Annotated in this window: 21 protein-coding genes; 15 read left to right on the top strand and 6 right to left on the bottom strand. The window is 68.1% G+C overall.

The features are described from left to right. Window positions 1-159: 159 nt before the first annotated feature. The 3 genes from AAHA49_RS16330 to AAHA49_RS16340 all read left to right on the top strand — a co-directional run bounded on the left by AAHA49_RS16330 (window position 160) and on the right by AAHA49_RS16340 (window position 1,110). The gene (locus AAHA49_RS16330; protein WP_342039001.1) at window positions 160-309 is read left to right on the top strand and encodes a hypothetical protein; all 150 of its coding nucleotides are present in this window, start codon (window positions 160-162) and stop codon (window positions 307-309) included. Between the two features lie 139 nt (window positions 310-448). Continuing rightward, window positions 449-778 carry a nucleotidyltransferase family protein gene (locus AAHA49_RS16335; protein WP_342039002.1) on the top strand — a complete coding sequence of 110 codons (330 nt, stop codon included), beginning with the start codon at window positions 449-451 and terminating at the stop codon, window positions 776-778. Further along, window positions 775-1,110: a HepT-like ribonuclease domain-containing protein gene (locus AAHA49_RS16340; protein ID WP_342039003.1), complete on the top strand. Its 336-nt coding sequence runs from the start codon at window positions 775-777 to the stop codon at window positions 1,108-1,110. The genes AAHA49_RS16335 and AAHA49_RS16340 overlap by 4 nt, the downstream gene beginning before the upstream one ends. Before the next feature lie 132 nt (window positions 1,111-1,242). Here the strand turns inward: AAHA49_RS16340 and AAHA49_RS16345 are convergent, their stop codons facing one another. The 4 genes from AAHA49_RS16345 to AAHA49_RS16360 form a co-directional block, all read right to left on the bottom strand. After that, the gene (locus AAHA49_RS16345; RefSeq protein ID WP_342039004.1) at window positions 1,243-1,980 is read right to left on the bottom strand and encodes a hypothetical protein; all 738 of its coding nucleotides are present in this window, start codon (window positions 1,978-1,980) and stop codon (window positions 1,243-1,245) included. A gap of 144 nt (window positions 1,981-2,124) precedes the next feature. Further along, window positions 2,125-2,904: a DNA alkylation repair protein gene (locus AAHA49_RS16350; RefSeq protein ID WP_342039005.1), complete on the bottom strand. Its 780-nt coding sequence runs from the start codon at window positions 2,902-2,904 to the stop codon at window positions 2,125-2,127. 267 nt (window positions 2,905-3,171) lie between these two features. Next, a complete protein-coding gene (argG, locus tag AAHA49_RS16355) occupies window positions 3,172-4,593 on the bottom strand; it encodes an argininosuccinate synthase (protein ID WP_342039006.1) in 1,422 nt (473 codons plus the stop codon). A 505-nt stretch (window positions 4,594-5,098) separates the two neighbouring features. Next, window positions 5,099-6,664 carry an APC family permease gene (locus AAHA49_RS16360; protein ID WP_342039007.1) on the bottom strand — a complete coding sequence of 522 codons (1,566 nt, stop codon included), beginning with the start codon at window positions 6,662-6,664 and terminating at the stop codon, window positions 5,099-5,101. Window positions 6,665-6,887: 223 nt separating this feature from the next. On the opposite strand from AAHA49_RS16360, the gene AAHA49_RS16365 reads away from it, so the two are divergent. The 8 genes from AAHA49_RS16365 (at window position 6,888) to AAHA49_RS16400 (ending at window position 15,294) form a co-directional block, all read left to right on the top strand. Beyond that, the gene (locus AAHA49_RS16365) at window positions 6,888-8,009 is read left to right on the top strand and encodes a CPBP family intramembrane glutamic endopeptidase (protein WP_342039008.1); all 1,122 of its coding nucleotides are present in this window, start codon (window positions 6,888-6,890) and stop codon (window positions 8,007-8,009) included. Window positions 8,010-8,219: 210 nt separating this feature from the next. After that, window positions 8,220-8,702 carry a DoxX family protein gene (locus tag AAHA49_RS16370; protein WP_342039009.1) on the top strand — a complete coding sequence of 161 codons (483 nt, stop codon included), beginning with the start codon at window positions 8,220-8,222 and terminating at the stop codon, window positions 8,700-8,702. 104 nt (window positions 8,703-8,806) lie between these two features. Further along, complete coding sequence (locus AAHA49_RS16375; protein ID WP_342039010.1) at window positions 8,807-9,619, top strand: siderophore-interacting protein; 813 nt, start codon at window positions 8,807-8,809, stop codon at window positions 9,617-9,619. Beyond that, window positions 9,616-10,284 carry a GrpB family protein gene (locus AAHA49_RS16380; RefSeq protein WP_342039011.1) on the top strand — a complete coding sequence of 223 codons (669 nt, stop codon included), beginning with the start codon at window positions 9,616-9,618 and terminating at the stop codon, window positions 10,282-10,284. The genes AAHA49_RS16375 and AAHA49_RS16380 overlap by 4 nt, the downstream gene beginning before the upstream one ends. A 122-nt stretch (window positions 10,285-10,406) precedes the next feature. Next, entirely contained in the window at window positions 10,407-10,973 is a 567-nt protein-coding gene (locus tag AAHA49_RS16385; protein ID WP_339392408.1) for an isochorismatase family protein, read from the top strand. A gap of 102 nt (window positions 10,974-11,075) precedes the next feature. Next, on the top strand, window positions 11,076-13,310 hold the full coding sequence (locus AAHA49_RS16390; RefSeq protein WP_339392407.1) for an MMPL family transporter: 2,235 nt from the start codon (window positions 11,076-11,078) through the stop codon (window positions 13,308-13,310). A 164-nt stretch (window positions 13,311-13,474) separates the two neighbouring features. Continuing rightward, window positions 13,475-14,677, top strand: a complete 1,203-nt coding sequence (locus tag AAHA49_RS16395; RefSeq protein ID WP_342039012.1) for a sensor histidine kinase — start codon at window positions 13,475-13,477, stop codon at window positions 14,675-14,677. After that, complete coding sequence (locus AAHA49_RS16400) at window positions 14,674-15,294, top strand: response regulator (RefSeq protein ID WP_342039013.1); 621 nt, start codon at window positions 14,674-14,676, stop codon at window positions 15,292-15,294. The genes AAHA49_RS16395 and AAHA49_RS16400 overlap by 4 nt, the downstream gene beginning before the upstream one ends. A 34-nt stretch (window positions 15,295-15,328) precedes the next feature. Here the strand turns inward: AAHA49_RS16400 and AAHA49_RS16405 are convergent, their stop codons facing one another. Then, window positions 15,329-15,949, bottom strand: coding sequence for a DJ-1/PfpI family protein (locus AAHA49_RS16405; RefSeq protein WP_342039014.1), 621 nt, complete (start codon window positions 15,947-15,949; stop codon window positions 15,329-15,331). 120 nt (window positions 15,950-16,069) lie between these two features. Here AAHA49_RS16405 and AAHA49_RS16410 point away from each other — a divergent pair, with 120 nt between their 5' ends. Next, entirely contained in the window at window positions 16,070-17,584 is a 1,515-nt protein-coding gene (locus AAHA49_RS16410) for an outer membrane protein assembly factor BamB family protein (RefSeq protein ID WP_342039015.1), read from the top strand. Window positions 17,585-17,672: 88 nt separating this feature from the next. Here the strand turns inward: AAHA49_RS16410 and AAHA49_RS16415 are convergent, their stop codons facing one another. After that, window positions 17,673-18,323 carry a hypothetical protein gene (locus AAHA49_RS16415; protein ID WP_342039016.1) on the bottom strand — a complete coding sequence of 217 codons (651 nt, stop codon included), beginning with the start codon at window positions 18,321-18,323 and terminating at the stop codon, window positions 17,673-17,675. Window positions 18,324-18,487: 164 nt separating this feature from the next. Between AAHA49_RS16415 and AAHA49_RS16420 the strand changes: the two genes are divergently transcribed. The 3 genes from AAHA49_RS16420 to AAHA49_RS16430 all read left to right on the top strand — a co-directional run bounded on the left by AAHA49_RS16420 (window position 18,488) and on the right by AAHA49_RS16430 (window position 22,906). Next, entirely contained in the window at window positions 18,488-19,720 is a 1,233-nt protein-coding gene (locus AAHA49_RS16420) for a cation:proton antiporter (protein ID WP_342039017.1), read from the top strand. A 251-nt stretch (window positions 19,721-19,971) separates the two neighbouring features. Continuing rightward, complete coding sequence (locus tag AAHA49_RS16425; protein ID WP_339392399.1) at window positions 19,972-21,843, top strand: serine hydrolase domain-containing protein; 1,872 nt, start codon at window positions 19,972-19,974, stop codon at window positions 21,841-21,843. A 31-nt stretch (window positions 21,844-21,874) separates the two neighbouring features. Next, window positions 21,875-22,906 carry a GlxA family transcriptional regulator gene (locus AAHA49_RS16430; RefSeq protein ID WP_342039018.1) on the top strand — a complete coding sequence of 344 codons (1,032 nt, stop codon included), beginning with the start codon at window positions 21,875-21,877 and terminating at the stop codon, window positions 22,904-22,906. Window positions 22,907-22,968 lie beyond the last annotated feature (62 nt).

The raw sequence follows: 22,968 nt of genomic DNA on the forward strand, positions 1-22,968 counted from the left end.
AGACGGCATCGGGATCCAGAAGGGGTGGGGAGGACGAAGCGGGTGACGCGCCCGGGAAAGACACACTTTTTGTCCTGTAACCCGAACCAGACCCGTTGAGCCCTTGAATGGAGGATCCGCTGTGAAATCCGATCGGATTTCACAGCGGATCCTCCATTGATGCGCGGGTGCGTCGAGCCGAACCGCTGGACCTCATTCCGTGCCGGCGTCGAACGCGGCCGAGAGTCCGGAGCGATCGACATCGGCATCGACGTCGACGGGGGAACTGGCGATCTCCTCGGTGCCGCCGAGGTGGTGGTTGAGATCTAGAGATCCCAGTCCTTTGTGCGACCCTCAGTGCACGAGGCCGACACCATTCTATGGAGGCGGCCTCGTTCATTGCCACTTGGTGCGGTCAGCGCAGCGAGTGATGTTCCCAGGCGCGGTGCGGCACCGCTACTCTGGAAGAGTGAGTGAGACCGCAGTGACGCCCGAGACGCTCGCCTTGCGCGAGCTCGTGGACGCGCGCCGCGACGACTTCTTTGCGCTCCTGGAAAAATACAAAGCGACCAACCCGAGTCTGTTCGGGTCCGTCGCACGCGGGACGGCTGAGTCGGGAAGCGACATTGACATCCTTGTCGAAATGGACCCAGCTGACGGGAACCTCCTCATGCGAGCTTCCGGACTCCTGGAAGAGACACGTGAACTGTTCGGCCGCGACGATATTGACGTATTCCCCATACAGCTGCTCAAGCGCGGCATGTCGGCTTCAGTCCTTGCGGACGCGGTACCACTGTGAGTCGCAGCCCTGATCAGCGGATCTCTGACATCCTAGACGCAGTCGACCGTTGCCAACGCTACGTCGAAGCTCTTGACGATGGGGATGCCACACTCGCTGAGATGGCTGAGGACGCCATCGAACGCAATCTCCAGATCATCGGTGAAGCGGCCAATCACCTCCCACCGGAGGTCACTGAGGCACACCCGGAAATTGCCTGGCCGGAGATCCGCGGGTTCAGAAATGTACTCGTCCACCAGTGTTTCGGCGTTGACACCCACGTCGTCCGCGACGTCGTCGAAACGTACTTGTCGGGGCTGGCTGTAGCTTTGCGCTCCTCCGGAACACGTTGAGTGCGGATGTTTGAGGTTCTGACCGGTCTGGTACTCGGATCGACTCCTATTTCACCGTTCCGTAACACCGCCTGAGGAGGCCCCGCCGAGGTTATCGGTGATGTTCCGAGACTGGGCGAGACAGGTGTCTTGTCACACGCCGATTCGGTCGAGCCAAGGGCTCAGGACATACAGCGCATCCCTCCTTGCATCGGAAGGACTCAAGTCCTTGATTCGGGCCTCTAGCGTTCGAAGGCCGGCGAACTGCCATTTCTCGATGGCGGAGCGTTGAGCTTCGAAAGCTTCAGATAACCCATAGCGGGCGATGTCCTCTTTGACGATCCCTTTGCGTCCCCATCCTCCGAAAAGCGACTTGTGCGAATCTGGACCGATGATCAGGCGGGGCACCACAGCAAGATCCGCTGTGCTCCAGCAGTTGCCTGCATAGCAGATGATCTGGTTGGAATACCCCTGAAGTCCTCCGTGGACTGGACAGTAACCCCATCCGCCGTTGACCCAGGCATTACCCTTCACCTCGATAATGAGGAGCACATTGCGAATTTCTTCTCGTGCAGTGACGATGATGTCGGGCGATCGCTGGCGACCCGGTATCCTGACGCCTGCTGCACTCAGCCATTCGCTTCCGACCCATGACTCGAAGTCGGTCCCAGGCTGGTCAACGCCAGCCAGGTTCAGAAAGATTCTGGCGAGGTTATCGCCGAATTCCCCAACGAAGAATGCAAGAACCCGAGTGACATCTGTCTCTGATTGAAGGCCTTGCGAAATGCGCTCAACCCGACGTTCACTGCAGAAAGCGTCGCCGGCAGACCAGCTGGGATCTTTGTAGAAGTGTGGCGCGCGTGGATTGAACGCATTGCGTAGTTCCGCCATCTATTAGCTCCAGTCGAACATCGGGCAACTCTCGCCGAACGGGAATCTGTCGGTGCTTCGAAACTAGCAGTTTGCTCAGACACAGGCTCTGCACTGACGATATGGGCCTCCCCGCGTTGTCCAGTATTCTCGGGCCAAAGCCGCTCAGTCCGAGCGATCTGCGGCACGGATCGCGGCCTGCTGCTCGGGCGACAGCGGTCTGATCGCTTCCCGGATCGTCACGCCCGAGGCTCGGCGGGCACGGGGAAGCAACCACTCGAAGACGAGGTCCGGCCGCTTCTTCGCGGTGTCGCGCAGCACCCAGCCGATCGCCTTGCGGATGAAGAACTCACGCTCCTGAAGCATCACGTCGGCGAAACGCGAGAAACGGTCGAAGTCGCCGCCGCCGGCACGCAGCGGCCGCAGATGCGCGAGCAGCGCGGAGCGTCGAAGCCAGAAGTCCTTATCGACCGCCCATCTCTCGAGCACCGGATCGAAGTCTGCGGTCACCTCGGTGAGGGGACCGACGAGATCGCCGGCGAGAGGATCGACGAGGGCCCACGTGCGCGACTCCCTTAGGAACCGTTCGATGAGCGGGGCATCGTCTCCGCCGAGGTGGTCCTTCGCTGTGATGAGCACCATGACCGCTGCCGACCGGAGTTCGTGGATCGGGGTCTCCCAGAGCGCCTCGGCGACCGCGACTGCGAAGTCACGGCTGACGCCGGCTCCGGCTCCGCCCTCGACGGACCGCAGCTGTGCGGTGACGATCGAGCGAGTCTCGGGCACGCTCACACCGCAGTGATCGAGGGGGCTCTTGAGGTACGCCTTCTCCTTGGCGGCGCGCTCGGGGGTTCCGCGCAGACGCAGTTCGGCGGCGATCGCCTCGGCGATGGTGAGCGGCTGCCCTGTGTCGGCGGAGACTGTGCCGGGTTTCGGGGCGGTCATGGACACAGTCTCACCAGCGGCCCGGGGCCGGTCAAGGTGGACCTGGGGAAAGCTTGCGTGGTGGGTTCCGTTCGAAATCCAAGACCCATTCGAACAGAACCCACCACGCTGACGCCGCCCAGCAACAACACCGGTGCCGGTGCGACGTCGCGGGACGCGCGAACGCGACCCGGGTCAGGGGAGTGCCGGCGAACCTCAGCTCGCAGAGCTTCGCACGCGAGCGCCCGGTGCCCGTAATGGACGCATCGATCGCCGCAGCCGGGACGCTCAGTCCGTGCCGGCGTCGAACGCAGCCGAGAGTCCGGAGCGATCGACATCGGCATCGACGTCGACGGGGGAGCTGGCGATCTCCTCGGCGCCGCCGGCCTCGAGCGATCCCACGAGTTCCGAAGTCGGACCCGAGACGATGCCCATGGCCGCGTACTGCTCGAGGCGGGCACGGGAGTCGGCGATGTCGAGGTTGCGCATCGTCATCTGTCCGATCCGGTCCTCGGGACCGAACGCGGCGTCGCCGACGCGCTCCATCGACAGCTTCTCCGGGTGGTAGCTCAGCGCCGGACCCGTCGTGTTGACGATCGTGTAGTCGTCACCGCGGCGCAGGCGCAGGGTCACTTCGCCGGTGATCGCCGAGGCGACCCACCGTTGCATGGACTCGCGCAGCATGAGCGACTGCGGGTCGAGCCAGCGGCCCTCGTACATCCGCCGCCCGAGCCGGCGTCCCTCTTCGTGGTAGAGGGCGATCGTGTCCTCGTTGTGGATCGCGTTGAGCAGGCGCTCGTACGTGATGTGGAGCAGCGCCATGCCCGGGGCTTCGTAGATGCCGCGCGACTTCGCCTCGATGATCCGGTTCTCGATCTGGTCGGAGACGCCGAGTCCGTGCCGTCCGCCGACCTCGTTGGCCTTGTAGACCAGTGCCACGGGGTCGTCGAAGACCTCGCCGTTGATCGCGACGGGCCGGCCGGCTTCGAAGCGGACGGAGACCTCTTCCGTCTCGACCTCGACGTCATCGCGCCAGGCCGCGACGCCCATGATCGGTTCGACGATGTCGAGTCCGGCATCGAGGAACTCGAGGCTCTTCGCCTCGTGGGTCGCCCCCCAGATGTTCGCATCGGTCGAGTAGGCCTTCTCGGCGGAGTCCCGATACGGGTAGCCGTGGGCGACGAGCCATTCGCTCATCTCCTGCCGGCCGCCGAGCTCCTCGACGAAGGACGAGTCGAGCCACGGCTTGTAGATCCGCAGCTTCGGGTTGGCCATGAGGCCGTACCGGTAGAAGCGCTCGATGTCGTTGCCCTTGTAGGTCGACCCGTCGCCCCAGATGTCGACGCCGTCCTCCTTCATCGCGCGCACGAGCATCGTGCCGGTCACGGCCCGGCCCAGCGGCGTCGTGTTGAAGTAGGTCTTCCCGCCCGAGCGGACATTGAACGCACCGCACTGCAGGGCGACGAACCCCTCCTCGACGAGGAGGCGTTTGGCATCGACGAACCGGGCGATCTCCGCGCCGTACTCCTTCGCCCGAGCGGTCACGCCGTCGAGGTCGGGCTCGTCATACTGGCCGATGTCCGCGGTGTAGGTGCACGGAATCGCGCCCTTGTCGCGCATCCACGCGACCGCGCAGGAGGTGTCCAGGCCGCCGGAGAAGGCGATTCCGACGTGCTCGCCGACAGGGAGAGAAGAGAGAACTTTCGACATGGTCATCACTGTATCCCGCTGGAGGTGTCCGTGTCGAATTGTTATGCATAGGAATGAATTTTTATGTGGCATCGCCGAGGTGGTCCGGCGTTCCGCGATGACTTTGCGCCGTTCCGCGCGAAGTCAGCCCCGGTACGCGCCGAGGCGGCTCAGCAGTGAGCGCGCCCACGACCGCTCGGTTCGGGTGCCAGTGCGCTGGATGCATCCATGCCATAGGGATCAGAACCGAGCGGTTGGTGCTGGCGGCGGTTTCGGTAAGGGCGTTCGAGGACCCGCGCTCTGCCACGCACGCCGTATCGCGAGCAGAAAGTCCGCACGCGGTAGGCAAGTGCATCGCGTGCGGACTTCTTGCGAGTGGCGAGTGAGGCCGTCGGGACGACCGCGTCGCGTGCGGACTTCTTGCGAGCGGTGGCGCATAGCGCCGGGGCCGTCACGCGCGGAATCCCCGAGACATCGCGCGTGGACGCATCGTGGCTGCCCCACCGTCGCAGCCCACCCGGGAAGGTCAGGCGCCGCGGTGGGCGCGGATCGCCTCGGCGACGGCGATGGCATCGTCCTCCGGAGCATCCGACTTCCGGTCGGGGCGGGCGATGAAGAGGTAGAGGAACCCGACGGCGAGGACGACGACGAGGCCGATGAGGACGACGTAGTCGGCGAAGAACTCCCCGGTCTCGCCGGGCCGGGCGAGGAGGATCATCGCGAAGATCCCGTATGCGAGCGCGAGGACGTTGACGACGATGCCCCACGCGCCCAGCGACCACGGCCCGGCCGGCTTCCAGCCCTTCGCGCGCTGCCGCAGGGAGGCGAGGACGACCATCTGGAAGGCGAGGTAGATGCCGAGGATCGCGAACGAGGTGACCGCGACGAGGATGCCGTCGTTGAACCAGATGAGCACGCAGATGAGCGCGGGCGCGGTGCAGGCGACGATGAGCGCGTTGCGCGGGACCTTCGTGCCCTCGGTGACCTTCGACAGCCAGCGGTGGCCGGGCATCATGCCGTCGCGGGCGAAGCTGAAGATCAGGCGGGAGGCCGCGGCCTGGAGGCTGAGCACGCACGAGATGAACGCGAGGATCGCGATGAGAAGGAAGAGCTTCGCGCCCACCGGTCCGAGGCTGCCTTCGAGGATCGAGGGGATCGGGTCGGCGACCTCGCCGGCGACGATCTCTTCGAGATTGGGGGCGGCGAGCACGTAGCCGCCGAAGGAGAACAGGGCCGAGACCGCTCCGACGAGGATCGTCATGATCATCGCCTTGGGGATGCGGCGAGCGGGGTCGGAGACCTCCTCGGCGACATCGGCGCACGCTTCGAAGCCGTAGAAGAGGAAGAGTCCGGCCACGGCCGCACCCATGAACGCGGCGAGGTAGCTGCCGTCCCCGGCCACGCCCATCGCGTCGAAGAACACGGAGAACGGGTGCTTGCGCTCGAAGATGAGGAGGAAGAGGCCGAGCCCGATGACGCCGATGAGCTCGGCGAACAGGCCGATGCGCGCGATCCTGGCCAGCCACTTCGTGCCGCTGAAGTTGATCGCGAGCGCGAGGACGAGGAGCACGAGCGCGAGGACGAGCGTGACGTTGCGGGTGAGTTCGAAGTCGAAGAGGCTCGCGACGAAGCCCGCCCCGAACTCCGCCACCGAGGTGATGGTGACGATCATCGCGCAGATGTAGACCCATGCGGCCATCCACGCGTACTTCTTGCCCCAGAGTCTGCGGGTCCACGGGTAGATGCCGCCGGCGATGGGGAACTGGGAGACGACCTCGCCGAAGACGAGGGCGACGAGCATCTGCCCGGCCGCGACGATGACGATCCACCAGATCGACGGCGGACCGCCTGCGGCCAGTGCGACCGCGAGCAGCGAGTAGACGCCGACGAGCGGAGACAGATACGTGAAGCCGAGCGCGAAGTTCGCCCACAGGCTCATCGACCGGTCGAAGGAGTCGCTGTAGCCGAGGACGGAGAGATGGTCGCCATCGGAGAGATGCGCGCCGGTCGGTGTTCCGGCCCGTGCGGCTGACTGTGAGCCGGGCTGGGGACTGCCTGGCTGCTGCGGGGATTGCGGGGGCTGTTCGGTCATGGGGTGGCACCTTTGCACGAATCGACGGTGATTCAACCAGCTCATCGTAGCTGACCAGGAACGGTGCTCCGGAGGCCCGTTGCGGAGGCCTGGATTCCCGCCGACTGAGCAGACTCCATCCCGGCGCCCGGGCCGGCTCCTCGCCCGGGTGGGGGACCCGATCTCCGTCGTGAGAGGGAAGCCTGCCGCATGAACGCGTCGTAGATTGGTTGAGGAGGTCACCATGAGCGCATCGACTGAGAACAGCAATCCCCGTCCCACCGTCGCCGAGGCGAACGCCACCCCTGCGTCCCACGACCCCGCCGAGGCTGTCGCCCCGGCAGGTGGGCCGGTCCCCACCGAGGGTGTCGCCGAGTCCCAGCAGGCCGGTGCCGCCGCCGCGCAGACCCCGACCGACACTCCCGTTACGCCCGCCAGGGTGCCGTGGCTCGAGGTCGGGGTCTTCATCCTCGTCGCCGGGGGTCTCGGTTGGCTAGTGTGCCTGCCGTTGTGGCTCTCCGGTAAGGGACTTGCCGATCCGGTGCTCACGCAGATCTGTGCGACGACGCTGATGTTCACCCCGCTGCTCGGCACCGTTGCCGCGGTGCTCGTCCAGCGCAGACGCCACCGGGCGACGATCCCGAACATTCCCCGCTACCTCGGCCTGTGGCCGCTCTATCCCGTGGGACGCGTGCTCGGGGTGACCGGGCTCGCCGTGCTCGGCACCTACCTCCTCGTCCTCGCCGCCGCGTTCGTCTCTGCGGCGTTCGGCTGGCTCAGCCTCGACCTCGGCGGACTCTCCGGATTCCGCAGCGCGCTCACCGGCTTACCGGGCCTCGACACGATGCCCCTCGGCGCTGCGCTCGCCGTCTACCTGCTCATCGTCGTCGTCAACACGGCAGCGACCGCCGTGTTCGCCTTCGGTGAGGAAGTGGGCTGGCGCGGATGGCTGCTCACCTCGCTGCGACCGCTGGGAACGTGGCCGCTGCTCGTCATCATCGGCGTCGTCTGGGGGCTCTGGCACGCCCCGCTCATCCTCCTCGGCTACAACTTCGCCCGCCCGAATCTCGCCGGTCTCGCGCTCATGGTCGGCGCCTGCATCGCGCTGAGCATCCTCTTCGGCTGGCTGCGACTGCGCACGGGATCGGTGTGGCCGGCGGTATTCGCCCACGCCGCCCTCAACGCCTCCGCGGGGATGCTGCTCGCCCTCGTCCTCAACGGCAACGCCCCGGCCCCCGACGCCGCACTCGTCACCATGCTCGGCGTCTCCGGGTGGATCGTCTCGGGCGTCGTCATCCTCGTCCTCATCCTCACCGGCCAGTTCCGTCGCCAGCCGAGCCACGGCGGAGCCGCACTCGAGGCATGACGTCAAGTTCCCTCGCCGGAACGGCGGTCCCTCGCCGAGGTGAACCCCCAGGTAGCCTCGTCACCGGGCATTCGTCGTGGTCAGGCGTTGAGGTGGGACAGGGCATCCTATAGGCTCAAGCCCCAGGTGGGTGGATCAGGCCGCAGCGTCACACTGAGGACGACGGTCCCGCCCAGTACGGAACCTCACCCGGACGAGAAGGAGAAGCCCATGCTCGGATCATCCCTGCTGCGCACCGTGGGGCGCATGTCCACGGCACCGATCTTCATCCTCGGCGGCTATGCGGCCCTGACGAAGCCCGGCGGCCGCGTGCAGTTGGCGGCCCCGACACTGGACAAGCTTCGGGAGCTCATCCCCGTCCTCCCCGACGACAACGAGCTGCTCGTGCGCATCAACGGCGGCATCCAGCTCGCGGCGGGCACGACTCTGCTGCTCGGCATCAAGCCGCGCCTGTCCGCGCTCGCCCTCGCCGGGTCCCTCATCCCGACGACGATCGCCGGCCACGCGTTCTGGGAGCAGGACGAGCCGGAGGCCTCGGCGCAGCGCCTTCAGTTCTCGAAGAACCTTGCCGCGCTCGGCGGCCTCATGCTCATCGTCGGCACCGACGACACGCACAAGGCGATCGAGCGGGCCGCCGACAAGGCGGCGCGCAAGGCTGAGAAGCGCGCCTTCCGCGAGGCCAAGCGCGCCTGATCCGCCACGGTCGGCTCGAAGCGGTTTCGTCCGCCCCTCCCGTGAGGGTGCCCGCAGGAGTACCCTGAAGCAAACGGGCAGGATCGAGCTGACGGGAGCGGATCATGGTCAACTGGCAGCGCGGTGTCGAACGCCTCAGGCGCGACACTAACCATGAGGTCGTCGTCACCGGGGTCGAGGACTTCGGCGACCGCTATCGGCGGATCCACTTCACCGGCGATGATCTGCTCCGCGAGCTCATCGACGTCTATCCCACGGCGTGGGTGCGTCTGCGCGTCCCGCGCAGCGGCACTGCTGCAGGTGCGTTGGCCGGCGTCGGCGACAGGAGCGGCGATCAGGGCGCTGCAGGCGGTCCCGGCCGGTTCACCCACCGCGAATACACGTTCGTCGACGTCGACATCCACGCCGGAACGTTCGCCCTCGATTTCGTCCTCCGCACCTCCGGGAGGCACGGAGGTCCCGGCCCCGCGACCCGCTGGGCGATGAACGCCGTTCCCGGGACGACGATCGATGCCTCGGTCACCCCGGAGCGCATCGACCTGCCCGGGGACACGAGAAGGCTCGTCCTCCTCGGCGATCTCTCCGCCCTGCCGGCCGTGAACTCCTGGCTGGGATGGATTCCCGGCGAGGTCGAGGTCACCGCCATCCTCGAGGACGACGGCGACCGTGAGGGGATCCCGCAGCGGCAGCGGACGAACGCGACATGGACGTGGGTGAACAGCGCGGACACCCCTGGTCAGGCGATCGTCGACGAGGTCCGCGGACTCGGCCTCGACACGAACGGGCTCTACGTGTGGGCGGCCGGAGAGCGCGGCCTCATCTCCACGGTGCGCAGCCGACTGCGGCACGAGCTGCCGCTGGACAAGAAGCGCCGCTTCTCCCAGTTCTACTGGTCCGCCGGCAGATCCGCAGCGTGACGCCCGCCGACTCTGCCTCCACGACATCCGCGAATCCCGCTGACCCGACGTCCGCGGACCCCGCTGAGGTGGTCGCCTTCGCCGACTTCGACGATCCGCTCCTGTGGGTGAAGCCGAGTGCGCGCACCGACATCGCGATCGTCGACCACGACGAGGCATGGGCCGGGCAGTACGAGGAGCTCGCCGCCGCGATCCGCAGCGTCCTGGGCGATCGGGTGCTCGCGCTCCAGCACATCGGGTCGACCTCGGTGCCGGACCTCGCCGCCAAACCCGTCATCGACATCGACCTCATCGTCGCCGATCCCCGCCGTGAGGACGACTACCGCCCCGCGCTCGCCGAGGTCGGCTACGACCTCGTCATCCGCGAACCCGGTTGGTACGAGCACCGGGTGTTCCGGCACCAGGACACCGACGGCACCCAACGAACTCCGCTGAGCAACCTCCACGTCTTCGGCCCCCACTGCCCCGAATTCGTCCGGCACCGCCTCTTCCGTGACTGGCTGACCGCGACCCCGGACGACCGTCGACTCTACGAAGACGCCAAACGCCGGGCCGCGGAGGAGTCCAGCGACGCCGGGGAGACGACGATGGACTACAACGCCCGCAAACAGTCCGTCATCCGCGACATCTACCGCCGACTCTTCGCTGCCTCCGGTCTCCTCTGAGCAGTCGCCGCGTCTGACCGCCTGGTCCCCGCACCGAATCCGTCCCGCCAGGTGGGCTCTCGGCTGGCCGCGACCACACAATGCCCCCTGACGAACCGGCCGGGAGCGCCTATGCTCGAGACATGGCGAAGGCACTTCTCATCGTGGACGTCCAGAACGACTTCACCGAAGGCGGAGCGCTCGCCGTGACCGGCGGTGATGCGGTTGCGCGCGGGATCTCGGACTACCTCGGCGCGCGCGCCGCCGACTACGACGCGATCGTCGCCTCCCAGGACTGGCATGATGCCGATGGCGACAACGGCGGTCATTTCGCCGCCGAGCCCGACTTCGTCGACTCGTGGCCCGTCCACTGCGTCGCCGGCACCGCGGGTGCCGCCTTCGACCCGCTGCTCGAGACAAGGACCATCACCCACACCGTGCACAAAGGCCAGGGCGTGCCCGCGTACTCCGCATTCGAAGGGACCACGGAGACGGGGGAGCACCTCGGCGACCTGCTCACGACCCTCACCGTCACCGAGGTGGACGTCGCCGGCATCGCCACCGACCACTGCGTGCGCGCCACCGTCCTCGACGCGCTCGGAGCCGGGCTCGAGGTGCGGGTCCTCGGTGACCTCATCGCCGGGGTCGGCGCCGAATCGAGTGCGGCCGCGCTCGCAGAGATGCGGGCCGCGGGAGCCGTCATCGACTGACCTGAACTGGCCCGCGGCAGTAGGCATCCCCATCGAAAGTTGCAGACGAAGTCTCAACTGACAGGCGATGTGCCGAGCGCCGTAAATTGATGAGCTGGGACTATGAAGAATTCCCTTGCTCACGCCGGCGCATTCCTTGCGTCGAAGCGCGGTGCGTGGATCAGCCTCGGCGCTGTCCTCATCGTCGTCACCCTCCTCTTCGGACTCCTCGCCGGCGCCGGCGAGGACCGACCCATCGAATCGGCCCCGCCGGACTCGGAATCGAGCCGCGTCGCCGATGTCCTCGCGAAGTTCCCCGACGCCGACGAGCAGACCGTCATGGTTGTCGCCTCCCGGACCGACGGGGCTGCCCTCACCGCAGCAGACCAAGCGGGCTTGGCGAAGCTGCGCGACAACCTCGGCGAGGAGGCGCCCGCAGATTCCGGTGACGGACAGGTGAGCGGGCCGGTCACGTGCGATGACGGGGAGGCGGCACTGCTCATGGTGCCGATCACCGTGGGCATGACGAACACTCAGACCGCGGACGTCGTCGACGTCCTGCGGACGACGATCGCCTCCGACGCGGACGCGCAGGCCCTCGAAGACTCGGGAGTGTCCATGCTCGTCACCGGCGGTCCGGCGATCGGGGCGGACATCGCCTCGGCGTTCGACGGCGCCGACTTCACCCTCCTCATCGTCACGATCGTCATCGTCGCCCTCCTCCTCATCCTCACCTACCGGTCGCCGATCCTCTGGCTGCTGCCGCTGCTCGTCATCGGCACCGCCGACGGGCTCGCCTCGACCGTGACCGCGGCGATCGGCGATGCCCTCGACCTCCAGTTCGACGCCGGCATCATCAGCGTCCTCGTCTTCGGAGCGGGAGCGAACTACGCGCTCCTCCTCATCTCCCGCTACCGCGAGGAGCTCGGACGCGAAGCCGACCATCGCCTCGCGCTCGCCTCGGCATGGCGGCACACGGTCGGCACGATCCTCGCCTCGAACCTCACCGTCGTCCTCTCCCTGCTCAGCCTCGTCTTCGCCGTCATCCCCGGCACTCGCGGGCTCGGCATCACCGCGGCCGCGGGTCTGCTCATCGCCGCTGCCGCCGTCCTTCTCGCCCTGCCCCCGGTGCTCGCGATCTGCGGCAAGCGTGTGTTCTGGCCGTTCGTGCCCAAGGCCGACGGCGGGGTCCGTGAGGATGCCGAGGATTCCGGCGCCGAGGCGGTCGGCCCTGCCGCTGCCCGACCGTCGTTCTGGCGGCGGGTCGCGACCTGGGTGGTGCGCCGGCCGGGGCTCCACCTCGGCGTCGGGGTCGTCCTGCTGGGCATCATGGCCACCGGTCTCATCGGCACCACCGTGGGACTCGACCAGGAGGAGAAGTTCCGGGTGCAGTCGGAGTCGGCGCAGGGTCTCGAGGTCCTCGGCGATCACTTCCCGCCCGGGGAGTCGCAGCCGATCTGGATCGTCGCCGATGCCGATCAGGCCGATGAGGTCGTCGACTCCGTGAGCGGAATCGACGGAGTCGTCCGCGCCGTTCCGGTCGACGAGACGACGATCGACGGACAGTCGACCGCGAAGATCATGGTGACCGGCGAATACGCTCCCGACAGTCCCGAAGGGCTCGCCCTCGTCGAAGAGCTGCGCGCCGATGTGCACGGCATCGACGGTGCGAACGCCGAGGTGGGAGGGGCCGCCGCCTCGGAACTCGACGCCCGCGACGGCAATGCCCGGGACTTTGAAACCATCGCCCCGCTCGTGCTCGCGATCAGCTTCGTCATCCTCCTGGGGGTGCTGCGCGCACCGTTCGTCGCGCTCGCCCTGCTCGTGGTCAACATCGCCTCGGCGGCGGCCGCGATCGGACTCGGGTCGGTGCTCAGCCGGCTGTTCTTCGGGCAGGCCGCGATCGATGCGCAGGTGCCGATCCTCGCGTTCCTCTTCCTCGTGGCCCTCGGCATCGACTACTCGATCTTCCTCTCCCACCGGGCGAAGAAGGAGTCGGAGCTCCACGGCGCCCGACAGGGCATCATCGACGCCGTCGCCCACACCGGTGGAGTCATCACGAGCGCCGGCATCGTGCTCGCCGGAGTCTTCGCAGCCCTCGGCATGCTGCCGCTCATGGTGCTCGGTCAGCTCGGGCTCATCGTCGGCGTCGGGGTGCTCGTCGACACCGTGCTCGTGCGCACCGTCATCGTTCCCTCGATCTTCGGACTCGCCGGAGACCGGATCTGGTGGCCGAACCGGAGGATCGCCCGCGGCGGGATTGCCCGCGTGCAGGCTGGAGGTGTGCCGGTGAGCGGTGCGCCAGCCGGCGACGCTCCGGCGGCTGCCGGACACCCGGCGCACACGGCTCGGCACTGATGCGCGAACGACCGGCCGCCTCGGCGGTTCTGCTCCCATCGCCGGGCGACGGCGATCGCGCGGATGGCCGGGACGGCGATCAGGTCCTGGCCGGGACTCGGGGTGCACCGCGCAGCTCCGCGGTGCGCCCCGGCGCCCGATATGCTGACGGACAGAGGGGAGGGGTGGACGTGGGCTCACACGGCTGGACGGTGCGCACGATGGAGATCGGGCAGCACGCGATCGCCCTCGTCCTCACCGTCATCTCGTGCCTCCGGGCGGTCTCCGTGGGTGCCCCGCTGCCCGCGGTGATCGCGGTCAGCGTCGTCTTCCTCGCGTGGTACGTCCTCGGTGCGGTGCGGGCGGCGAGGTCCGATGCGGTCGTGCTCGCGAAATGGTGGCTCGTCGTCCTCGCGGTCATCTGGCTGCTCATGCTCGTCGTCTCCGCCGAGTTCATCTGGGTCGCGTTCCTCCTCTGGCTCCTCGCCGGGCACCTGTTCTCCCTGCGCATCGCCGTGGTCTTCACCGCAGCGACCTATCTCGCGACGATCGCCGCGCCCCTGCTCCACCACGGTGCGGTGAGCACGCCGAGCGTCATCGGCTCCCTCATCGGTGCGGTCTTCGCCCTCGGGCTCTCCCGCGGCTACATCGAACTCCTCCGGGAGGGCAGACGCCGGGAGGAGCTCATCCACTCGCTCGAAGCCGCTCACCGCAGCCTCGTCGACCTGCAGGACGAACTCGCGCTCACACAACGCCATGCGGGGGAGATCCGGGAGCGCACACGGATCTCGCGCGATGTCCACGACACTGTCGCGCAGGAGATCTCCTCGATCCGTCTCATCGCCCACGCCGAGGTCGATCGCACCACCGATCCGCATGCGCGCGATGTTCTCCGCCAGGTCGAGAGCCTCGCCGCCCAGGGATCGCGTGACATCCGCCGGATCATCGCCGAACTCACCCCCGCCGAACTCGAGGACGGGGCCCTGCCGGCCGCGCTGCGGCGCCTGTTGACCCGGCTGGAGAAGGAGAGCGGTCTGAGCACTCGCCTCGACGTCGACGAGACCGTGCCGCCGCTGCCCGCCGAGGTGGAGGTCGCCCTGCTGCGCACCGCACAGTCCGCGCTCGCCAACGTCCGACAGCACGCGCAGGCATCCAGGGTCAAGGTCAGCCTCATCGACTCCGAGGGCATGATCCGCATGGACATCGTCGACGACGGGGTGGGCATGGCCGACCATGATGCCCGCACCCGCGGCACCGACTCAGGGTTCGGCCTCGACTTCATCGCCGCGCGGATGCGCGAACTCGGCGGGGACCTCGTCATCGAGACGAACCCCGGCGCAGGATTCGCGATATCGGCGACCGTACCGACCAGAGGAGTGAGCGGATGACGATCCGTGTCGTGCTCATCGATGACCACCCCGTTGTGCGGGCCGGACTGCGAGCGGTCATCGACGCACCCGAGAACATCGAGGTCGTCGGCGAAGCCGGTGACGGCGCCGAGGCGCTCGTCCTCGTCGCCTCGACCGAACCCGATGTCGTCGTCTGCGACCTGCGTCTGGGCGAGGGCATGGACGGGATCGCAGTGACGAAGCAGCTGCGCGCCCTGCCGACCCCGCCCGCAGTCCTCATTCTCACGACCTTCGACCACGATGCCGAGATCGTCGCCGCGTTGAGCGCCGGTGCCGCAGGCTACCTCCTCAAGGACATCGAACCGGCGGAGATCACCACGGCGATCGAGTCCGCCTCCCAAGGGAAGACGTACCTGCCACCGGAGATCAGTGCGAAGGCGATCGCGCAGATGCGCAATCCGGCACCGCAGCTGACGAGGCGGGAACTCGAGGTCGTCCGGCTGCTCGCGACCGGGGCGTCGAATGCGCAGATCGCGCAGGAGCTCTTCGTCACCGAGGCGACGGTGAAGAGCCACCTCGTCAACGTCTTCGCGAAGCTCGGCGTCGATTCGCGGGCCCGAGCGATCCGCGTCGCCGAGGACCTCGGGTTCGCCTGAGCTTGCGGCGTTCATCAGCGGCGTGTCCCAGTGATCACCTCCCGAGCCCGTAGTGCTCGGCGAAGGGATCCCAGCGGGGGTCGTCGTGGACCTCGAGTTCGATGATCCGAGCGGCGTCGCGTGCTGCCGGTTGCCCGCTGAGGTGGGCGATGAGCGCGGCCGTCATGTCCATGCCCGCGGCGACACCCGAGGACGTCCACCGGTCGCGGTCCTCGACCCACCGGGCATGGGGCACCCATTCGACATCATCGCCATGAGTCGCAGCCCACGTGAAGGCGCGCTTGTTCGACGTCGCCCGGTAGCCCTCGAGGAGTCCGGCCGCCGCGAGCACCGCCGAACCCGTGCACACCGAAGTGATGATCGGCGAGGGCGATGCCCATGTGGCGAACCGGTCGAGGAAGACCTCATCGTCGACGAGGAGGCGAGTGCCCGCCCCGCCGGGGATGAGGACGATGTCAGGAGTGCGGCCAGCGGCCAAGGATTCGGTGGCGACCACCTCGGCGCCCTGACTGCTGCGCACCGGACCCGGCTCGTCGGCGAGGTAGACGATCCGGTACTCCTCGGGCAGGACGCTGAGCAGTTCGACCGGGCCGAAGACGTCGAGGAGCTCGAAGCCCTCGAAGAGGACGATTCCCACGCTGCGCTGTGCGGTCATGGACTCATCGTAGAGGGAGGCACGGACACGGGACCGACGGCGACCGAAGCGCACTGAGGCGACGCGGTCGGCCTGACTACGGGTGACCTATCATCTGGATATGACCACGAGACTTCTGCCATGAGGCTGCGCCCGGTCGCGGCGCTCACCGCCGCGCTGCTGCTCACCCTCGCCGGCTGCAGTTCGGGATCGCCTGCGAGCCAGCCGAGCCCGACACCGACGACGAAGCCGGTGCTCAGCGACCCGATCGACCTCGACTACCTCTCCTCGATCATCGTCGACGACGGACTCGGACGGGCCCTCGTCACGGACTGGAACGCCCAGAAGGTTCGCGCGATCGATGCGAAGGGAACCGAACTGTGGAGCATGCCCACCCGCATCGACGACGAACGCGGGGGAGCGGAGGCCTACTCGGTCGGTGACACCGTGGTCATCCACGACTACTCGGGAAAGACCGCGGCCTACTCGTGGGCCGACGGCACGAAACAGTGGGCGTACACCCTGCCCGGCGGCAGCGAGTCCTGCCATATGCCCGAAGGCTTCGGATCGCAGACGACGGGAACCGCCCCCATCCTCGGCGACGGCGACCTCATCCTCCTCAGCTACTACGGGGCGATCGAGGAACCGGGATGTCAGCCCACCTCGGCGGACGGCAACCTCACCGTCGTCGCCCTCGACCCGAAGACCGGGAAGGAAGCGTGGCCGGCACTGTCGGTGGGGCCGAAATCGCGGACCTTCGGCGGTGCGCGGGTGAACATCTCACCCGACCGGTCGACCGGCTACCTCTCGTGGGAGGACGACGGCGACTCGGCGCTCACCCGGATCGACCTGGGCTCCGGGAAGCACTCGACGATCTCCCTCGAGCAGGCGCGCTCGGTCGACGACACCGGATTCGACTACTACGACGTCCTGCCCACCACCGAGGCGGCCTCCGCCCTCTACGTCTACGGCACCGACGACCCCGACGACCCGATGAGCTCAGCGGTGACACGTGCGGCGGTCCTCGACCTCCCCGCCGGGCCGCCGCCGGCAGCGAGCCCGGTCATGGCGATCGCCGACACCACGGCGGAGGCGACGATGACGGACACCTTCGACCCGGTGTGCACCGTCGACCTCCAGTTCACCCCGAAGGGCGAGGCGACGTGCGTGCAGCCCCAGCTCTACGCCTCGGCGATCAAATACCAGGGAACGACCGGCGGGCTGAAGGCATGGGAGGCCGATGCCCCCGAGGCGGCCTTCGACTCGATCGGCTTCCCCGGCGCCCCGCAGACCGCACCGGTCGACGGACCCGAGGGCCCGCTCGTCATCGTGCCCGGGCTCGAATCCGGTGTCGATGCGCTCGATGCGCGGACCGGTGCGACCGTGTGGTCGGCCGGGGATCCGCGACCCGTCGGCGAGGTGGAGGCAGCGGACGACGGGCAGTTCGGAATGCCGTGGGGCGGGCAGGGAGTGATCCCGGAGCTCGGGCTCGTCGTCGTCACCGATGCGGGGTGGACGCGCTTCTACGACTCGGCGACAGGGAAGACCGTGAGTGAGCGGAAGGGCTCCGAGTTCGCCGCTCTGTCCTCTGGGCGACGCTTCGTCCTCGTCTCCGATGAGGATTCGACGACGATGTGGGCCGTCGTCGACCGGTGACCGCACGGCCACGAGCAGCACGGCGGTCGCCGGGCGCAGTGCAGGTTGCCCGTGGCCGTGAACGTCGGGTCGCCCGGGACCGATGAACTTAGCTCCGCCGTTCCTCGACGAGCCGGTCGAACGTCGCGCACAGCGGCCAGAACTGGGACTGCGGCAAGGGTGAGCCTGCGAGTGAGGCCTCGAAATAACTGAGGTGTGTGAGCCACCCGGTCGCATAGGAGTCGATGAGGTCCCCGAGTCCCCGGTGGCGCAGGAGGAGCATCGCCGAGGGTTGACTCTCCGCGGCCGGTGCGGTGGCGTCCTGCTCTGGGACCGCCGCGGGCCCACGGCCGTCGACCTCCTCGGTGGTCGAGACCGTGACGGCGATCCGGCTCGTCGGTTCGTCGGGAAACGACCAGCTCAGTTCCGCACTGTGCTCGACGGCATCCTCGGCGCCATCCTGACCGGCACGTTCCTGACCAGCACCGTCCCCGCCAACCTGCTCCTCGGCACCCCGTTCCTCGTCAGCACCCTTCTCGCCGATCGCGAGCACCTCGGAGCGGCAGAGGTAGCTGTCGGCATGGTCGATGATGATCTCCCCGCCGAGGCGGGTGTCGAAGACGAGCGGACGCCCCAGCCACTCACTGATCATCTCGACGTTCTGCAGGTGCGCCCACACCGCATCGGCGGTCGCGGGCAGCTGCCAGGCGATCGTGAGGCAGTCGGTGCTGCGGTCGGGGTCGAGCTGTGTCACCGGCATCGCGTGTCGCTCCTCGGATCGTCATCGACTGCCTCCGCGGGGACGGGACCGGATGCTGTGCTCGTGGTCCGCACCTCGGCGAAGAGCCCTCTGCCCCGAGATTAGCGGAACTGCCCACCCGCGTGACAGACCGAACCGACCTCAGGCCTTGTACTCTGTCGTCTATGGACACGGCAGAGGAGTTCGCGCCACTGGTTCTCATGGTCCTCGTCGTGTGCGTCTCCCCGCTGCTGGCCAGAGCCTCCCGCGGCTGGGTGCCCGACACCGTGTGGCTCCTCCTCGGCGGGCTTCTCATCGGACCGTCGGTCCTCGGCCTCGCCGCGCCGAGCGAAAGCCTCGGCCTGCTCTCCGAGATCGGACTCGGCCTCCTTTTCCTCCTCGCCGGGTTCGAGATCGACCCGCAGGCGATGCGCTCGCGCCAGGGCCGGCTCTCCTGGCTGGTGTGGGCGGTCAGCTTCGCCCTCGCCGTCGTCTTCACCGCCCTCGTCGCCGGCGAGATCGGATTCTTCGGCTGGGCGGCCGTGGGCATCGCCCTGACCTCGACCGCGCTCGGCACGCTCCTGCCGATCCTCAGCAACGCCGGGGTGCTGCGGACCCCTGTGGGCGCGGGCACGATGGTCCACGGCGCCGTCGGCGAACTCGGTCCCGTGCTCGCCATGGCACTGCTGCTGACCGGCCGCGACTTCTCCCTCAATGCCCTCGTCCTCGTCGCCTTCGTCGTCATCATGGTCCTCACCGTCGTCCTCCCCCTCCACCTCGGCAGCCGCATCCCCGGCCTGCGCCGCGCCCTCATCGACGGCGCCAGCGGCACCTCACAGCTCGTGCTGCGGGTCATCATGCTCGTCCTCATCAGCCTGATGTTCCTCTCCGCCGTCCTCGACCTCGACGTCGTCCTCGGGGCGTTCATCGCGGGCATGCTCGTGCGCAGGATCGCCCCCGCCGAGGCGACCGATCGTCTCGAGACCGGCTTGCAGACCTTGGGGTTCTCCTTCTTCATCCCCGTCTTCTTCGTCTACTCGGGCATGGGCATCGCCGTGGCCGCCGTCGCCGAGGCGCCGCTCATGCTCCTCGGATTCTTCGCCGCGATCGTCCTCCTGCGCGGACTCCCGCTCGTCCTCGGCGAACGGTTCCTCCACATCACCCCGGGCGTCACGGGACTGCGCCAGCAGACGCAGATCGGCCTCTACGGGGCCACCGGACTGCCGATCATCGTCGCCGTGACCTCCCTGGCCGAGAGCTCCGAGCTGATCACCGCCGAGGTCGGCTCCCTCCTCGTCCTCGCAGGGGCCTGCACGGTGCTCATCCTCCCGGCGCTCGCCGCGCTCCTTCAGGCGACAGCGCCCACGACGGGGACAGATCCCGCCGAGGCGGGGCCCGCGGTGGACGGACAGCGGTGAACTTCCGCGGTGAACCGCCTCGGCGGACCCCCTCGATGAACCGCCTCGACGAATCGGCTCGACGAACCGACTGCGGCCCGGAGCTGAACTCTTCGTATCGGATGGTTGTAAGTTAAATAACTGATGGGTAACGTGGGTGAGCGTTGTGCCTGGTGGCAGACCTGAGTCTCAGAGCGTGACTCAGCGGTTACCGCGATTCGATGGTCCGGTGACTGTTGTCGCACATGTCCGAGAGGTAGGCTCAACGGTGCATGAGACGACAGACGGAGGCAGAGATGGCGGATATGAAGAAGGTGCTCCACAGCCTGACTCGTAACCCCGCCACCCGACGCATCGGGGCGCTGTCGGGCAACACGAAGGGCATCGACGGCGACGACAAGACAGCCGCTGACAGCCCCGAATCGACGGACCCCGGGCAAGATACCGGGCACGACGCCGGCACCGATCGTCGCCGCGGACGCGGCAGCCAGGGCAACGGCGGCAGTCGCAGGGATCGCGATTCCTCCGGTAAGGACCGCCTCGGCGAGGATCCGACCGACGACACCGACACGAACGGGCCGGGCGCGAACGGACCCGGCGGCAACGGCAGGCGGCCGCTGCCGCACGTCGGGGAGCTCACCTCTGCGAGCGAAGACGCGATCGTCGACCCCTCCGAGGCGATCCTCGAGAGCATCGACCTCGATTCGTGGAAGTGGCCGGAGTACTTCGCGTTCGCGCTCACCCGGATGGAGGAGATCTTCCCCAGCGCCGGGATTCCGCGCGGCATCGGCTCCGTGAGCGAATACGTCTCCCAGGACAACGACTTCCGACCCCTGAAGATCGACGCGAAGAAGTGGGCCGCGGCCGACGATGAGGGCTGGGCGACGATCGGCGACGTGCTCGAGAACACCTACACCGACGCCTGGCTCGTCACCCGCGGCGGCGTGGCCATCGCCGAGGAGTACGCGTGGCCGATGAAGCCCGCGCGCCGGCACATGCTCTTCTCCGTGAGCAAGTCGATCGTCTCGATCGTCGTCGGCGCCCTCGCCGATGCGGGGATGCTCAGCGTCGACGACCTCGTCACCACCCACATCCCCGCGCTCTCCGAGAGCGGATACGCCGGCGCCACCGTCCGGGACCTCCTCGACATGCGTTCGGGGGTGAAGTTCTCCGAGGAATACCTGACGAAGGGCTCGGAGATCCGCAGCCTCTTCGAAGCCGTCGATTTCGCGCCCCGGACCCCCACCTCGGCGCATGGGATCAAGGACTTCCTCACGAAGCTCACGAAGGTCCGCGACCACGGCAGCTCCTTCGTCTACCGCAGCTGTGAGACCGACGTCCTCGCATGGATCTGCGAGAACGTCGTCGGCCGTCCCTTCGCCGTCGTGGCCAGCGAGTTCGTGTGGTCGCGGATCGGTGCCGCCCATGCCGCGCAGGTCTGCCAGGACCGGTGGGGCGGGTCGATCGCCGACGGCGCGATCAGCACGACGCTGCGCGACCTCGGGCGCTTCGGCGAGATGATCGCCCGGGGAGGCGTCAACGCGGACGGGACCCGGGTGGTCTCGCAGGCGTGGATCGATGACATCTTCGCAGGCGGTCCTGACTCGGCCCAGGTCTTCGCCGACTCCCCGTCAGGACAGTCGTACCCGGGCGGGATGTACCGCAGCCAGTTCTGGGTGCCCTCGGCCAACCGCGACGTCGTCATCGGCATCGGCATCCACGGCCAGATGCTCTACGTCGACCGGGCCACCCAGACCGTCGGCGTCAAGCTCTCCTCCGATCCCGAGCCGGTGTCCCTGGCCGCCCAGCACGGGACCCTGGCCATGTTCGAAGCCATCACCGAGGCTGTTCCCGTCGAGGCGGTCCCTCCCACGCCGTCCGCCGTGCCCGAGAAGGCAGTGGCCCCGGGTCCGCTGACGGGTGTCGCCGAGGCGCGCGCCGGGCTTCCCGCGGCCGTGGGCACTGCGGTACCCGGCAGTGATGTTCCCAGCGGTACTGCGGCTGCTCCCGGTGCGGCGGGGGCAGGGGCCCCGGCACCGGCGGGGCTCGTCGCCGGAAGCGGAGGCGCGGGAATCACTGCGGGTGGCAGCGGAGGCGCAGTCGCCGCCGTGCCCGGCGTCATCCCCGGCGGCTACGCATACTGAGCGGGCTCTCACTGCCTAGACTTGAGGCACGATGACAGCCGACGATCTCCTGCCCCAGCCTCGGCGCAGTGCACGCCGCGAACCGCACCGCATCGCCGTGCTCGCGCTCGACGGGGTCTCAGCGATGGACCTCGGCGTCCCGGTCCAGGTCTTCGGGGCCGAGTCGAACAGCGTCACCGGGCAGGTGAGCGGGTCGGCGACGACCGCGACCGCCTGGCCGTACTCGGTCGTCGTCTGCGGCGTCGAGGCCGGAACGGTCACCGGCTCCGATGGTCTGGCATACGCACTCGACCGGGGCCTCGACGCCCTGGCCGAGGCCGATACGATCCTCATCCCCGGTGCCGCCTCGGCGGTCGACGGGGAACCTCAGGCAGCCGTCATCGGTGCCCTCCTCACAGCCTTCGAGCGGGGAGCGCGGATCGCAGCTCTGTCGACCGGCACCTTCGTCCTTGCCCGCACGGGGCTGCTGTCGGGTCGGCGGGCGACGACGCACTGGTCGACGGCGCAGGCGCTGGCCCGGCGGTATCCGACGATCGACGTCGACGAGAACGTCCTGTTCATCGACGAAGGGCAGCTGCTCACCTCGGCGGGCGCCGCCTCGGCGATCGACCTCTGTCTCCATCTCATCCGCAGCGATCACGGGGTCGGGCTGTCCAATCAGGTGGCCCGGCGGCTCGTCGCCGCCGCCTACCGCAGCGCCGGTCAGGCGCAGTACGTGCCGCGCAGCGTGCCCGAGCCCTTGGGCGATGTCTTCGCCGACACCCGGCAGTGGGCGCTGCAGCACATCGGGGAGGAGCTCACGCTCGCGCAGCTCGCGGCCAACGCGGGGGTGTCGGTGCGGACGTTCTCACGGCGGTTCGTCGAGGACACCGGGTACACGCCGATGCAGTGGGTGCTCCGCGCCCGCGTCGACCTCGCCCGGGAGCTCCTGGAGAACACCGATCTGGGGATCGAGCAGATCGCTGACCAGGTGGGACTCGGCACGGGGGCGAATCTGCGGATGCACTTCCAGCGCATCCTCTCGATCTCCCCGAACGAGTATCGTCACTCGTTCTCCGGGTGAGCCGAGGGCCGGCGCGAGTCGGTTCTCTAGAGTTCTGGGCGCGACACCCGGTGTGAGGTCTC

It is taken from the genome of Brevibacterium ammoniilyticum, from assembly GCF_038429965.1.
Classification (GTDB): Bacteria; Actinomycetota; Actinomycetes; order Actinomycetales; family Brevibacteriaceae; genus Brevibacterium; species Brevibacterium ammoniilyticum.